Annotated in this window: 15 protein-coding genes; 10 read left to right on the top strand and 5 right to left on the bottom strand. The window is 38.4% G+C overall.

What is annotated here, in order from left to right:
* Nucleotides 1-19 precede the first annotated feature (19 nt).
* Nucleotides 20-1216 carry a molybdopterin molybdotransferase MoeA gene (locus tag CMCT_RS07435; protein WP_034968511.1) on the bottom strand — a complete coding sequence of 399 codons (1197 nt, stop codon included), beginning with the start codon at nt 1214-1216 and terminating at the stop codon, nt 20-22.
* A 139-nt stretch (nt 1217-1355) separates the two neighbouring features.
* Between CMCT_RS07435 and yedE the strand changes: the two genes are divergently transcribed.
* Nucleotides 1356-2417, top strand: a complete 1062-nt coding sequence (gene yedE, locus CMCT_RS07440) for a YedE family putative selenium transporter (RefSeq protein WP_034968509.1) — start codon at nt 1356-1358, stop codon at nt 2415-2417.
* 33 nt (nt 2418-2450) lie between these two features.
* Here yedE and CMCT_RS07445 read toward each other — a convergent pair whose 3' ends face one another.
* Genes CMCT_RS07445 through CMCT_RS07455 form a run of 3 tightly spaced genes read right to left on the bottom strand, consistent with a single transcriptional unit; the run spans nt 2451 to nt 3948 of the window.
* On the bottom strand, nt 2451-2885 hold the full coding sequence (locus CMCT_RS07445; RefSeq protein WP_034968506.1) for a molybdopterin synthase catalytic subunit: 435 nt from the start codon (nt 2883-2885) through the stop codon (nt 2451-2453).
* 2 nt (nt 2886-2887) lie between these two features.
* Nucleotides 2888-3115, bottom strand: a complete 228-nt coding sequence (locus CMCT_RS07450; RefSeq protein WP_034968503.1) for a MoaD/ThiS family protein — start codon at nt 3113-3115, stop codon at nt 2888-2890.
* The gene (locus CMCT_RS07455) at nt 3112-3948 is read right to left on the bottom strand and encodes a peptidylprolyl isomerase (protein WP_034968501.1); all 837 of its coding nucleotides are present in this window, start codon (nt 3946-3948) and stop codon (nt 3112-3114) included. The genes CMCT_RS07450 and CMCT_RS07455 overlap by 4 nt, the downstream gene beginning before the upstream one ends.
* A gap of 72 nt (nt 3949-4020) precedes the next feature.
* On the opposite strand from CMCT_RS07455, the gene gltX reads away from it, so the two are divergent.
* From gltX to CMCT_RS07485, 6 genes are all read left to right on the top strand, one after another.
* Complete coding sequence (gene gltX / locus CMCT_RS07460; protein ID WP_034968498.1) at nt 4021-5400, top strand: glutamate--tRNA ligase; 1380 nt, start codon at nt 4021-4023, stop codon at nt 5398-5400.
* Nucleotides 5397-6650: a malic enzyme-like NAD(P)-binding protein gene (locus CMCT_RS07465; RefSeq protein ID WP_034968495.1), complete on the top strand. Its 1254-nt coding sequence runs from the start codon at nt 5397-5399 to the stop codon at nt 6648-6650. The genes gltX and CMCT_RS07465 overlap by 4 nt, the downstream gene beginning before the upstream one ends.
* A complete protein-coding gene (upp, locus tag CMCT_RS07470; protein WP_034968493.1) occupies nt 6650-7273 on the top strand; it encodes a uracil phosphoribosyltransferase in 624 nt (207 codons plus the stop codon). The genes CMCT_RS07465 and upp overlap by 1 nt, the downstream gene beginning before the upstream one ends.
* Before the next feature lie 8 nt (nt 7274-7281).
* The gene (locus CMCT_RS07475) at nt 7282-8592 is read left to right on the top strand and encodes a dihydrolipoyl dehydrogenase family protein (RefSeq protein ID WP_034968490.1); all 1311 of its coding nucleotides are present in this window, start codon (nt 7282-7284) and stop codon (nt 8590-8592) included.
* A 17-nt stretch (nt 8593-8609) separates the two neighbouring features.
* A complete protein-coding gene (luxS, locus tag CMCT_RS07480; RefSeq protein WP_034968488.1) occupies nt 8610-9125 on the top strand; it encodes an S-ribosylhomocysteine lyase in 516 nt (171 codons plus the stop codon).
* A gap of 205 nt (nt 9126-9330) precedes the next feature.
* Nucleotides 9331-9846 carry a hypothetical protein gene (locus tag CMCT_RS07485; protein ID WP_034968485.1) on the top strand — a complete coding sequence of 172 codons (516 nt, stop codon included), beginning with the start codon at nt 9331-9333 and terminating at the stop codon, nt 9844-9846.
* Nucleotides 9847-9865: 19 nt separating this feature from the next.
* Here the strand turns inward: CMCT_RS07485 and CMCT_RS07490 are convergent, their stop codons facing one another.
* Complete coding sequence (locus tag CMCT_RS07490; RefSeq protein ID WP_034968483.1) at nt 9866-10054, bottom strand: hypothetical protein; 189 nt, start codon at nt 10052-10054, stop codon at nt 9866-9868.
* Nucleotides 10055-10169: 115 nt separating this feature from the next.
* On the opposite strand from CMCT_RS07490, the gene dut reads away from it, so the two are divergent.
* The 3 genes from dut (at nt 10170) to CMCT_RS07505 (ending at nt 12915) form a co-directional block, all read left to right on the top strand.
* Nucleotides 10170-10865 (top strand): dUTPase, encoded by a 696-nt coding sequence (dut, locus tag CMCT_RS07495; protein ID WP_034968481.1) that lies wholly within the window; start codon nt 10170-10172, stop codon nt 10863-10865.
* On the top strand, nt 10862-11596 hold the full coding sequence (locus CMCT_RS07500; protein WP_034968478.1) for an EI24 domain-containing protein: 735 nt from the start codon (nt 10862-10864) through the stop codon (nt 11594-11596). The genes dut and CMCT_RS07500 overlap by 4 nt, the downstream gene beginning before the upstream one ends.
* Nucleotides 11597-11676: 80 nt before the next feature.
* Complete coding sequence (locus CMCT_RS07505) at nt 11677-12915, top strand: M20 family metallo-hydrolase (protein WP_034968476.1); 1239 nt, start codon at nt 11677-11679, stop codon at nt 12913-12915.
* The last annotated feature ends 4 nt before the right edge of the window (nt 12916-12919 follow it).

Genomic DNA, 12919 nt, shown 5'->3' on the forward strand with positions numbered 1-12919 from the left:
TTGCTAAAAGGATACAAAATCAAACCATAAGCAAAATATCAACCACTTCGCCACGAGCTATAAACTCAGTCTCTTTTGGCACAACAAGCAGTGCAGCGTTGTTTGTAAGGTTATTTACGATAGCCGAGCTACCAAGCTTCTTGCCACTTAGATTTGCATAAACAAAGCCGTCTTTAAACTCCAAATTTACAGCCGTAAATTCCAAAAATGGCGAACGCTTCGCATAATCTTCGCTAATAACCGCCTTTATATAAGGCTCATTTGCCCCAAACCACGAGTTTAAAAGCACCCTGACATAAAGTACACACATAACCATCGCCGAATACGGAAAACCCGGCAAAGCAAAGATATATTTATCGCCAGATTTTGCGACCTTTATGTGCCTACCCGGTTTTATACAAGCTCCGTCTATGATAATGCTAAAATTTTCATTTAACGCACCCTTTACAAAGTCATAATCCCCCATACTAACGCCACCGGTGGTTATTAGCACGTCAGCACTCTTTAATGCACTAACAATAGCCTCTTTTACAAGATCAGCCCTATCTTTTACTATTTGGCAAATTATCGGCTCACCTCCCATTTTGTGCACCATTTGAGCGATTGCGATGTGATTTGAGCTGTGAATTTGAGCCTTATTTTCTATCGGTTCGCCAAGATCTTTTATCTCGCTTCCAGTAGCCAGTATAGCCACTCTAGGACGGATAAATACGCTTACGTGAAACACCCCAAGCTCAGCAAGCAACGCAACCTCTGCGTAGCCTATTTTCGTTCCTTTTTTTATAAGCAGTTCGCCTTTTTTATAGCTCTCGCCTATCTCACGCACGGCAAAACCCTTTGGCACCGGCTTTTTAATTAAAATTTTACCACCCACAACCTCAACATTTTCAACCGGTATAAGCGTATCAGTACCCTCGCTCATAAGCGATCCTGTAAATGTTTTTACACATTTTACGCCACTTACTGCTATGCCTTTATCGCTTCCAGCAGGAAGATCAGTGATAAGCTCTAACTCACTTAAGCCCTGCTCCCACTTAAACGCATATCCATCCATAGCACTTAACTCGCGAGACGGATAGTTTTGCTCTGCTATGATATCTGTTGCAATATGCCTGTCTAACGCCTGTGTTATCGCTACTTTTTGAACTCTATCCCAAGGTGTTATCGTTGATTTTAAAATTTCTAAACTCTGTTTATAGGGCATCCACTCTTTCATACTGCGTCCTTTATTAAATTTTAGCATATTCTATCATTTTGTATTAAATAGCCGATTAAATTTTATTAATTTTTTATTTTATTATGTGTAGAATTTCGCCCTAGAAGCTAGTTAGCTTAAATTTTCATCTAGGATTTTTATGAATAATTTAAAATGGTACATCATCGCAGGTGCAACACTTGGGATACTTGGTGCGGTTCTGGTAAAGCTTGGCAATCCTGGCAATATGGGGATTTGTGCCGCTTGTTTCTTACGCGATACGACTGGGGCTCTTGGCTTTCATAATGTGGCAACTTTACAATACGTTCGTCCTGAGATTATAGGGCTTATTTTGGGTGGATTTTGTGCTAGTATGTTTTGGACGAAAGAATTTAGCCCAACCACTGGCTCATCGCCATTTGTTAGATTTTTTCTTGGCGTTTTTGCGATGATAGGTTGTCTTGTATTTTTAGGTTGTCCTTGGAGAGCATTTTTGCGACTCGGAGGTGGCGATCTTAGTGCGATAGCTGGAATTTTGGGACTCATAACTGGTGTTTTTGGTGGTTTTATGTTTAAAAAACAAGGCTACGCACTAACCGAGGGCGTTAAAATTTCAAAAGCAGTTGGAATTTTGCCGACAATAATCTCCATTTTGTTACTCTTAGCAGTCATTTTTGACCTAAAAGTGAGTGAAAATGGTGCGATTTTTAGCTCCATAAAAGGTCCAGGCTCAATGCACGCTAGTATCGCAGTTTCACTCATTTGTGCGGTAGTAGTTGGCATTTTTATGCAAAAAAGCAAATTTTGTAGCACCGGTGCTTTTGGTAGTGCATTTAGAGGCGACTTTTCTATGCTTAGTGGGGTGGCTAGTATCGTAGTTTTTGCAAGTATCACAAACGCTCTATTTGGGCAGTATAAATTCGGCTTTGAAGCACAACCGATCGCACACAATGAGTGGTTGTGGAACTTTTTAGGTATGGCTTTAGCTGGGCTTTGCTTTAGTCTAAGTGAGGGTTGCCCTGGTAAACATCTTGTTCAAATGGGCACCGGAAATTTAAGCTCGGTTATATTTGTCATAGGTATGATGACAGGAGCAGCATTCTCGCATAATTTTATCTTAGCAAGCTCTCCAAAAGGCATAACGGATATCGCCCCATATGCTTTAGCGATTGGATTTGTGTTTGCTATTTATGTTGGAATTTTTAATAAAAAAGTAGCTTAGTAGTAAAGGACGCAAAACTGCGTCCAAATTTAATTATGCTAGTAATCCAGCTCCATTTATGGCTTGGCTTCTCTCTTTGGCATAAATTCGCTTACCATTTATCACGTCATATTTCCAAATCGGAGCATTTGCTTTAAAGTCCTCGACAAATTCGTTTATAAGACGTAGTGCAACTTTACGCTGAGGGCTTAAAACCCCCGCTATATACGAGCTAGTATGCACCGCCACGTCGCCTTTTGAATGAGCAAAAAGCACCCTAGCATTTTGCTCATTTGCTCGTTTTTGCCACTCGTCAAGCCATTTTTTAAGCAAAGGCTCATATATGTCAAAGCTTAGGGCACTTATGCCATTTTCTTCACGTACAATGCCTACAAATGTTATTAACGCACCACAATTTTTATCTTTTACATCGTTATACCAGCGATTTTGTATCTGGCAAACATCAAGGCTTCCGTCATAAATTTCCACTCTCATCCTCCACAAACAGGCGGTAATATACACACCACATCGCCGTCACGCAAAGGCGTATTTAATTCAGTAACTATCTCATCATTTACCGAAACAGCACAAATTTTAAGCCACTCTTTTAATTCTAGTTCGTTATATTCGCTAAGTTTTTGCTTTAATTCATCAAGTGTCTTAACATCAAGCTTCATATCATCAAATTCAATTGGTCCAAGAAATTTTACTGTTATCATTGTGGTTGCCTTATCATATTTATTTTTGCTTTTGCACGAAGTTTATCAAAATAATCCTGAGCCACCCTCTCTTGCTCGGACGTATAAAGTGCGTTTAAAACCTCATCTTTTATATCTTCAAATTCTGGAGTATATGAGCCATTTTTAGAATTTACATAAAACATATCAAAGCTATTTTGCCCTTGAAGTGGTTGGGTAAAGCTCTGTTCTGGCGTAGCTGAAAGCAACACTGCCAAACGTGGACTTATGTTTTCATAGCTTAAGTTTAAAACCTTTGTCTTAACACCAGCAATGGGCTTAATCCCAGCATTTTTTTGGGCAACTAAAAGGTTTGGATCATCAGCGCTAAAGAGCACAACAGATATGCTTTTAAACGTGCTAAATTCCGCACGATTGTTTAAAAAATACCGCCTTGCTGTATCTTCATTTATATTTTTGCCTACATTTGCAAAGATATTTTTATAAAGCTTTTCTTGCAATAAATTTTTTTCAATATCGCTTTTAAAATCGCTAAATTTCACACCTTTCTGCTCGATTTGCGATCTAAATTCTGAGTTAGTAAGTCCATTATTTTTAGCCAAACTCTCAACTCTTTCATTGACCTCAAATGGAGTTACGCTAATTCCAAGTGCCTTTATTTGGGCTTGTTCTAGCCTATCACGCACAAGCAAATCAAGTGCTTTTTGCTCACTAATTTTAAGTTGCTCTTTTACCTTTGAGACCTCAAATAGCGTTATAGGCTCATTTTCAACGATAGCGGCTATACCATTTACCATTTGTGCATTCAGGCAAATTCCACACACTAACGACGCAAAAATAGCTTTTTTAACCATCATAAAACCTTTGTTTAAGTAATTTGTAAATATAATTTGCCAAATTATAACATAAAAATTTAAGGTTAAAATATGATAGTTACTAGATTTGCACCTTCACCAACGGGATACTTACATATCGGCGGACTTAGGACGGCACTTTATAGCTATCTTTATGCTAGGGCAAATGGCGGTAAATTCCTGCTTCGTATCGAAGATACGGATTTAAAACGCAACTCAGAAGAGGCGACAATAGCGATAAGAGAGGCGTTTAAGTGGTGCGGGCTTGATTATGACGGCGAGGTTGAGTATCAGTCAAAACGCTTTGATATTTACGCAAAATTCGTCCAAAAGCTACTTGATGAGGGCAAGGCATATAAGTGCTATATGAGCAAAGAGGAGCTTGACGCACTTAGGGCCGAGCAAGAAGCTAGGAAAGAACGCCCAAAATATGACGGCAGATATAGGGATTTTAAAGGCACCCCACCAGCTGACATTGAGCCAGTTATTCGCATAAAAGCACCACGTGCTGGCGAGATAGCCTTTAAAGACGGCATAAAAGGCGATGTAAAATTTAACGTAGCTGACATTTTAGACGACTTTATTATCGCAAGGTCTGACGGCACTCCGACTTATAATTTTGTTGTTGTCGTTGATGACGCTTTAATGGGCATTACGCACGTTATTAGAGGCGATGATCACCTTTCAAACACGCCAAAACAGATAGTTTTATATGAGGCTTTGGGATTTAAAATTCCAGAGTTTTTTCACGTTGCTATGATAAACGGCGAAGACGGCAAGAAGCTTAGCAAAAGACACGGTGCAACCGATGTAATGGAGTATAAGCGTATGGGTTATCTGCCAGAAGCCTTGCTAAATTTCTTGGTGCGTCTTGGCTGGAGCCACGGCGATGATGAAATTTTTGGTATGGCCGATATGCTTAAATACTTTGACCCGCACGATATAAACAAAAGTGCAAGCACATACAATGCCCAAAAGCTTGACTGGCTAAACGCACACTACATTAAAACCTTGCCGTATGAGCGTTTGGCTCGCGATATGCTTGAATTTGATGTAGATTTTAAAGCACATAAAAAGGGCGAACTGCTTTTAAACATTTTAAGAGAGCGCTCAAAAACGCTAATTGATATGAAAAACGCAGCACTTGCGATAATAAACGCACCACAAAGCTATGATGAGAAGGCGTATGAGAAATTTATAACGCCAAATAGCCTTGAAATTTTAGCCAAATTTAAAGAGATTTTAACGCTAAATTTAGACGCAAACGGCTACGAAACGCTGACAAATGAATTCTTAGCACAAAACGACTTAAAGCTAAAAGATTTAGCACAAGCACTTCGTGTAAGTCTAACAGGCTCAAGCGTAAGTCCGTCAATTTTTGAAGTGCTTGAAGTACTTGGTAGTGATGAGATTAAAAACAGAATAGAAAAAATACTAAAGGAGAGAAAATGAGTAAAGTAACAAAAGAAGAGGCACTAGAATATCACATAGGTGGTAAAATAGGCATAAACGTAAAAACTCCGTGCGAAACTGCACGTGACCTTTCTATGGCTTATACGCCTGGCGTTGCTGAGCCTTGCAAAGCGATAGAGGCGGACAATGAACTAGCATACACCTACACAAATAAGGCTAACCTAGTTGCGGTCATCACAGATGGCACAGCGGTACTTGGGCTTGGCGATATCGGCGCAGTTGCTGGTAAGCCAGTTATGGAGGGCAAGGCGGTTTTATTTAAGAAATTTGCAAATGTAGATGCCTTTGATATAGAGCTTGACGAGCACGATCCTGATAAGATAGTAGAAATTTGCAAAGCTTTATCGCCGACATTTGGTGGTATAAATTTAGAAGATATCCGTGCTCCAAAATGCTTTGAGATAGAACGCAAACTTCAAGAAGCAGTAGATATCCCTGTAATGCACGACGATCAGCACGGCACAGCTATCATCACAACCGCTGGTATGATAAACGCTATGGAAATTTCAGGCAAAGATATTAGCAAGATAAAAATTGTCGTAAGCGGTGCTGGAGCTGCTGGTATTGCGTGTGCGAAGATGTATAAAGCACTTGGTGCAAGACACATCGTGATGATAGATAGTAAGGGTGTTATACACGCAGGTCGCACTGATTTAACACCTGAAAAAGTTGAGTTCGCACTAGAAACTAGTGATAGAACGTTAGCTGACGCTATGCGTGGAGCTGATATGTTTTTAGGACTTTCAAAACCAGGCGTTGTGACAAAAGATATGGTAAAATCGATGAACGCAGAGCCTATTATATTTGCACTTGCAAATCCAGTACCTGAAATTTACCCAGAAGAGGTCGCTGAGGTTAGAAGTGATGTGATGATGGGAACAGGCAGAAGCGACTATCCAAACCAAGTAAATAACGTTCTTGGCTTTCCATTTATATTCCGTGGAGCACTAGATGTTAGGGCTAAAAAAATCACTGAAAATATGAAAATGGCTGCGGCAAAAGCACTTGCAAACCTTGCTAAAGAGCCAGTTCCTGCCGAAGTTTGCAAAGCATTTGGCGTGAGTGAGCTAAAATTTGGCAAAGACTATATCATACCAAAACCATTTGACAAACGCGTCCTAACAGCAGTCGCACCTGCTGTGGCACAAGCTGCAGTGGAAGACGGCGTCGCAAGGGTTAAAAATTTTGACATAAAGGCTTATACACAAAAACTCGCAAAGGGATTTTAATGCAAAACATAAAGCTAATCTCTCATCCGCTCATAGAGCATAAACTTGCGATTTTAAGGGATGTAAAAACTGAGCCATTTCAGTTTCGTATGGTGGTTGATGAGATTAGCCACCTTATGATATTTGAGGCTACAAGAGATTTGTCACTTAGAGAGGTCGAGGTGCAAACTCCAGTGGCTAAAACAAAGGCTAAAAAACTAGCCACAAAAATAATGATATGCCCTATTTTACGTGCTGCTCTTGGTATGCTTGATAGCGTGTTTACCATTATCCCAGACGCTAGTGTTGGATTTTTAGGATTTCAGCGTAATGAAGCCACCGCACAAGCTGAGTTTTTTTACGCCAAGCTCCCGCCTGATGCGTCCGCTAGAACAGCCATAATAATCGACCCAATGTTTGCCACAGGCGGAACAGCCATTGATGCTGTGAAATTTTTGCGTGAAAAAGGCGTTAAAAATATTAAGTTTATCTCAATAATCGCAGCGCCTGAGGGGCTTAAAAGATTTAGCGAAATTTATCCTGATGTCGAGGTCTATACAGCAGCGATTGATGAGAAGCTAAATGAGAAAAACTACATCGTTCCAGGGCTTGGAGATGCCGGGGACCGCGTATTTAACACATAAGGTCAAAGATGAAGCATTTTGATATTTTAATAATAGGATTTGGAAAAGCTGGAAAGACTTTAGCTGCAAAAGCGGCTGCAATTGGCAAAAAAGTGGCACTAATCGAAAAGTCATCAAAAATGTATGGGGGCACTTGCATAAATGTAGGTTGTATCCCCACAAAACGCCTTATCACGCTTAGCAAAGAGGCAAAATTTCACTCTGATAAAAAGCAGTTTTTTAAAGAAGCGATGAGCAAAAAAGAGGCATTAATTACCACTTTAAGAGCAAAAAATTACGCAATGCTTGAAAAAAATGTAGAAATTTTTACAGATACAGCTACATTTGTGGATGAAAAAAGCGTGATTTTAAAGAGTAGTGGCGAACGTTTAAGTGGCGACTTTATCGTGATAAACACTGGCTCTATTAGTATTGCACCAAAATTTAGCATAAATAGCAACTTTGTATATCAAAGTGATGAAATTTTAAACCTAAATGAGTTACCAAATGAGCTTGTCATCATCGGCGGTGGATTTATCGGACTCGAAATGGCATCGATGTTTGCAAATTTTGGCTCAAAAGTGACGCTTTTATCACGCTCTGGGCTTTTAAAAGATGACGATGATGACGTAAGAAAAGCGGTGCTAGAGAACCTGCAAGCTCAAGGCGTAAACTTTATAGAAAATGCAAAAATAGAAAAAATTGATGGCAAAACGCTATTTTTTAACGGCACAAGTATAAACGCCGACGCATTTTTGCTCTCGTTAGGCAGGGTGGCAAATGTGGCTGATTTATCGCTTCAAAATGCTAAAATTTCATTAAATGAGCGTGGCGGAGTGGCGACTGATGACACGCTAAAAACCAGCCAAAGTCATATTTTTGCAGTCGGAGATGTAAGAGGCGAGGAGTTTTTTACATACATTAGCTTAGATGATTTTCGCATTGTCTATTCACAAATTTTTGGCGATAAAACTAGAACAAAGCAAAACCGAAGCCCTTACGCAAAGGTTCTTTTTACCGATACACCGCTTGCTAAAATTGGGTTAAATGAGCGTGAAGCAAAAGCGTTAGGCAAAGATATAAAGGTGCTAAAACTACCTACGCAAAATGTGCCAAATGCTAAAATTTTAGGCAATGACACAGGATTTTTAAAGGCTATTTGCGACGCTAAGAGTGGCGAAATTTTAGGTGCCACATTTTACTGCGTAAATTCTAGCGAGATCATAAATGAGATAGCTTTGGCGATGAAATTTAGAGCGACTGCGAGTGATTTGGCTACGCAAATTTTTACACATCCTAGCGTTAGCGAGGCGTTAAACGACCTGTTTTTGCAATTTTAAATTTATAAGGAGAATTTATGCCGCTATTAGATAGTTTTTGTGTTGATCACACAATTATGCCAGCACCAGCTGTTCGCTTAGGAAAAAGTATGAAAACGCCAAAAGGCGATGATATTTGCGTTTTTGATTTAAGATTTTGCAAACCAAATGAGGACATTATGCCTGAGCGTGGCATTCATACGCTAGAGCACTTGTATGCCGGTTTTATGAGAGATCATCTAAACGGAAATGGCGTTGAGATCATCGATATTTCGCCTATGGGCTGTCGTACTGGATTTTATATGAGCCTTATTGGAAGCCCTAGTTTAGAAGCTGTTAAGAGTGCTTGGGAAAAATCTATGAAAGATGTCCTAAACGTAAAAAGTGAGGCTGACATACCAGAGCTAAACGAGTATCAGTGCGGAACGTACAAAATGCACTCACTCTCTGAAGCACAAGCTATTGCGACTAAAATTTTAAATAGCGGTATTGGGATAATGGATAATGAAAAGATAAAATTAGATCTAGATGAAAAAGGTCTAAAAAAGCATTAATTGTCATTTACGTGTAGCTTTGTGGATTGCAAAGCTCCGTATCCTATTACCATAAATCCAATAAAAGCAACTGCGATAAAAATATATTCTAGCATTTTATACCTCTTATTTTTTCATTTTTCCAATCTCTTTAATGATAGTGTATCCACTTTGAGTTACTTTAAAAAAATCAAATTTTACCGATATAGCTTTCTAAGGAGCAAAAATGAAAGCAAATCTTTACTCGCAATCAAGCTACAACAACCTAGACTTCGCGTTTAAAACAAGCTCGGGAGATAAGATAAACCTATCAATGTATGATAACAAAAGCGTTCAAATGAGTAGCGTAAAAACGCAAAATTCAAGCACACAAGCAATGACACTAACTCACGAGTATGGCTATAAATTTGAGTACTCAGGCAACGGACTTGACGCAAACGATATAAAAGAGATAAACGAAGCACTTAAAAAAATTAAGCCACAAATAGATGAGTTTATGAAAAGTGTAGATGAGGGCAATATCTTCTCAAATAACGAAATTTCAAATTTCGCAAATGAGCTTAAAAAGAATCTACCACAAGCAAAAGATTTAAACCACGCAAACGCGATAGCAGACAACGCACTTAAGATGTTTGATGAGATGTTAGAACAGCACAAAGCTGGTCAAAAACTGCTTGAAAAGACTAAAAAACTATTTGATGATTTGATGGATAGCACCAACAAATTTTCATTTTATGTGTAAAAGCGGGTGATTATCCCGCTTAAATTTCTGCTTTTATATCTTCGTTTGATTTTACGACCATACCTGAACCGTGGATTACACTAGGGATACAGCTCGTGCAGATATCGACCTCTTCGCCGTTTTTATGAGCTTTTATAAAAACAGCCGTTTGGTTATCTGTGCTTTTTTGACCGCATACGTTGCAGACTACTAGGTTATTTTCTCTCATTTTTTCTCCTTAAAAAATTTTCGTGATTATATCTAAAATATATTTTTTCTTAATGATATAAATCAATAGTTAAAATTTCTGTTTTTTTGATATAATCTTATAAAAAGGACGCAAAATGAACGAACAAGAGTTAATTTTATCAATGCTAAATTTACAACAAAGCCTAAATGACGAAACAAATGGCATAGGCTGGGAAAACGGCTACACAAAACAAGACAAGCTAATAAGCTGGAAGCGTTGCATATATATGGAGTGTGCTGAGCTTATAGATAGCTTTGCGTGGAAGCACTGGAAAAGTATATCCGCACCAACTGATGAGCAAAATTTACGTGTTGAAGTCGTTGATATTTGGCACTTTGTAATGAGCCTAGCACTTCAAACATATCGCACAAGAGCACTCGGGGATATACAAAAGCTATCAAATGACATCTGTGCAGCTAGTGGATTTACAGAGTTTTGCAAAGAACCTATGAATGTCGCTGACGAGAGCATTTATGAGATAATGAACGACATAGAGATGTTAATTAACAAATGCAGTGGCTTTGAAAGCGATATATTTGAAATTTTAAAGGTATATTTTACTATGTCTTTAAAATGCGGAGTAAATTTATACTCGCTTTATGAGTGTTATATCGCAAAAAACGTATTAAACAGGTTTCGCCAACACAACGGCTATAAAGAAGGAACATATCAAAAAGTATGGAATGGTCGCGAAGATAATGTCGTGATGAGCGAAATTTTAGCCCGTGGGATCACCAGTGTAGATGAAATTTACGCCGAGCTTGAAAAAGAGTATAAAAGCATTAAATGATTGAAATTTTAAAGCTCTCTTGGAGTGATTTTTTAACCAAAAAGTTTATATTGCTTAGCATTTTGCCACTACTTTGTAGCCTGTTTGTGCTTGGATTTGGTCTAGTTTTAGCAGGTAATGAGCTGGGTCAAATGCTAGGCGACGCACTAAATTCAGGCGACTTTGGCTTTATAAACCTATCAAATTATCCATTTGTAATGAGCATAATTGGCAATGGCGTTGTAAAATGGCTTTTGGGTGCTGTTTTTTACACATTAGGCTCGTATTTTATGCTTATGCTTAGCATTATCGTCGCACTTTTTATAGCTGGTTTTTTAACGCCAATTGTATGCAAAGAGATTAACAAAAGGCATTATAACGCAAATTTCACGCCTATTAGCACCAGCCACACAATAAAATTAATAACTCTAAGCATATTAAAATTTTTAGCACTTTTACTTATTAGCCTACCTTTTATGTTTATTCCGATCCTAAATTTCATCGCCATAAACATACCATTTTTTTACATCTACTCAAAACTTCTGCTCATCGATGTAGGTTCAAACACATTAAGTGTTGAGAAATTTCAGCTTTTATGGCTAGAAAATGGCGGATTTAAATTTCTAATCTGTGCATTTTTATTTTACATCATCTCGCTTTTACCACTTCTTGGACTGATTTTACAACTATTTTTTATCATCTTTTTAACCCATCTATTTTTCAAAAAATCAAATTTAGCTAACCTATTTTAAGCTTTATAAAATTCCCAGTGAGATAAAATTACTAAAGTAGTCTATAAAATTTATAATTTCTTTATAATTAAGGAGAGGTTATGATAAATACTCAAAGGCTTAAAGATGATTTTGAGGCTATCTCAAAATTTGGTAAACTTAAGGGCGGTGGGCTTACTAGACTTGCTTTTAGCAAAGATGATTTTGAGGCTCGCGAATTTTTAATAAATCTCATAAAACAAGCTGGTTTTGGTGTTAAAATAGACGCAGTTGGTAACATTTACGCAAGGTATGAAGCAAACGTAAAAGACGCAAATTTACCAGCGATAAGTGTAGGCTCTCACATAGATAGCGTTCCAAGCGGCGGATTTTATGACGGTACACTTGGTGTTATGGCTGGACTTGAGGTTATGCGTTCTATCAAAGAAAGTGGCGAGAGCTTAGCCCGTGCCATAGAGCTTATCGTATTTGTATGCGAAGAGTCAAGTCGCTTTAAAATGGCTACTATAGGCAGTAAAATCGTAAGCAAAAAGCTTGATGCAAACAAACTTAAAGAGCTAAAAGATGACAACGGCATTAGCGTTTTTGAAGCTATGAAAAATTTTGGCTTAAACCCTGATGACTTAGCCTCTTGCATCTTAAAAGATGAAACATACAAAGCATACATCGAGCTTCATATCGAGCAAGGACCAGTGCTTGAGCGTTTAGGTATCCCAGTTGGCTTAGTAAGCGGTATAGCAGCACCAATTCGCTATGAGGTTAAAATCATAGGCAAAGCAGATCACAGCGGTGCTACTCCGATGATTATGCGAAAGGACGCCCTAGTTTGTGCAAGTAGGATAATCTTAGAGATTGAAAATTTAGCCAAACAATACCCAACTTCAGTTGCAACCGTAGGATATGCAAAGGCATTGCCTGGCGTATTAAACGTTATCCCAGGAGAGTGCATTTTAGGACTTGATATAAGGGATATTGATAGTAAAAATTTAACCCTTTTAGATGAGCAAATTTGTGCTCAAATAGAGCAAATTTGCAAGGCAAATGGTTGTGCGTTTGAGCTAAAAAATCTAACTAGAGATACTCCAATCGTACTTGATGAAGAGCTAATTGATCTAATGGACGCACAGGCAAATAAACTCGGCATAAAAACCACTATCCTGCCAAGTGGTGCAGGACACGACGCTATGCATATGTGTGGCATTGCAAAGCAGGTTGGTATGATATTTGTGCCTTGTATTGATGGTATTAGTCATAACATAAATGAGAGTATAAATTTTGACGATGCGTTTAAAGCAACAGAGCTTTTAGCCAGTTTGGTTTTAAAACTAGCTAAAGAGTAAAAAA

The sequence above is a fragment of the Campylobacter mucosalis genome, from assembly GCF_013372205.1.
In the GTDB taxonomy this organism is placed as follows: Bacteria; Campylobacterota; Campylobacteria; order Campylobacterales; family Campylobacteraceae; genus Campylobacter_A; species Campylobacter_A mucosalis.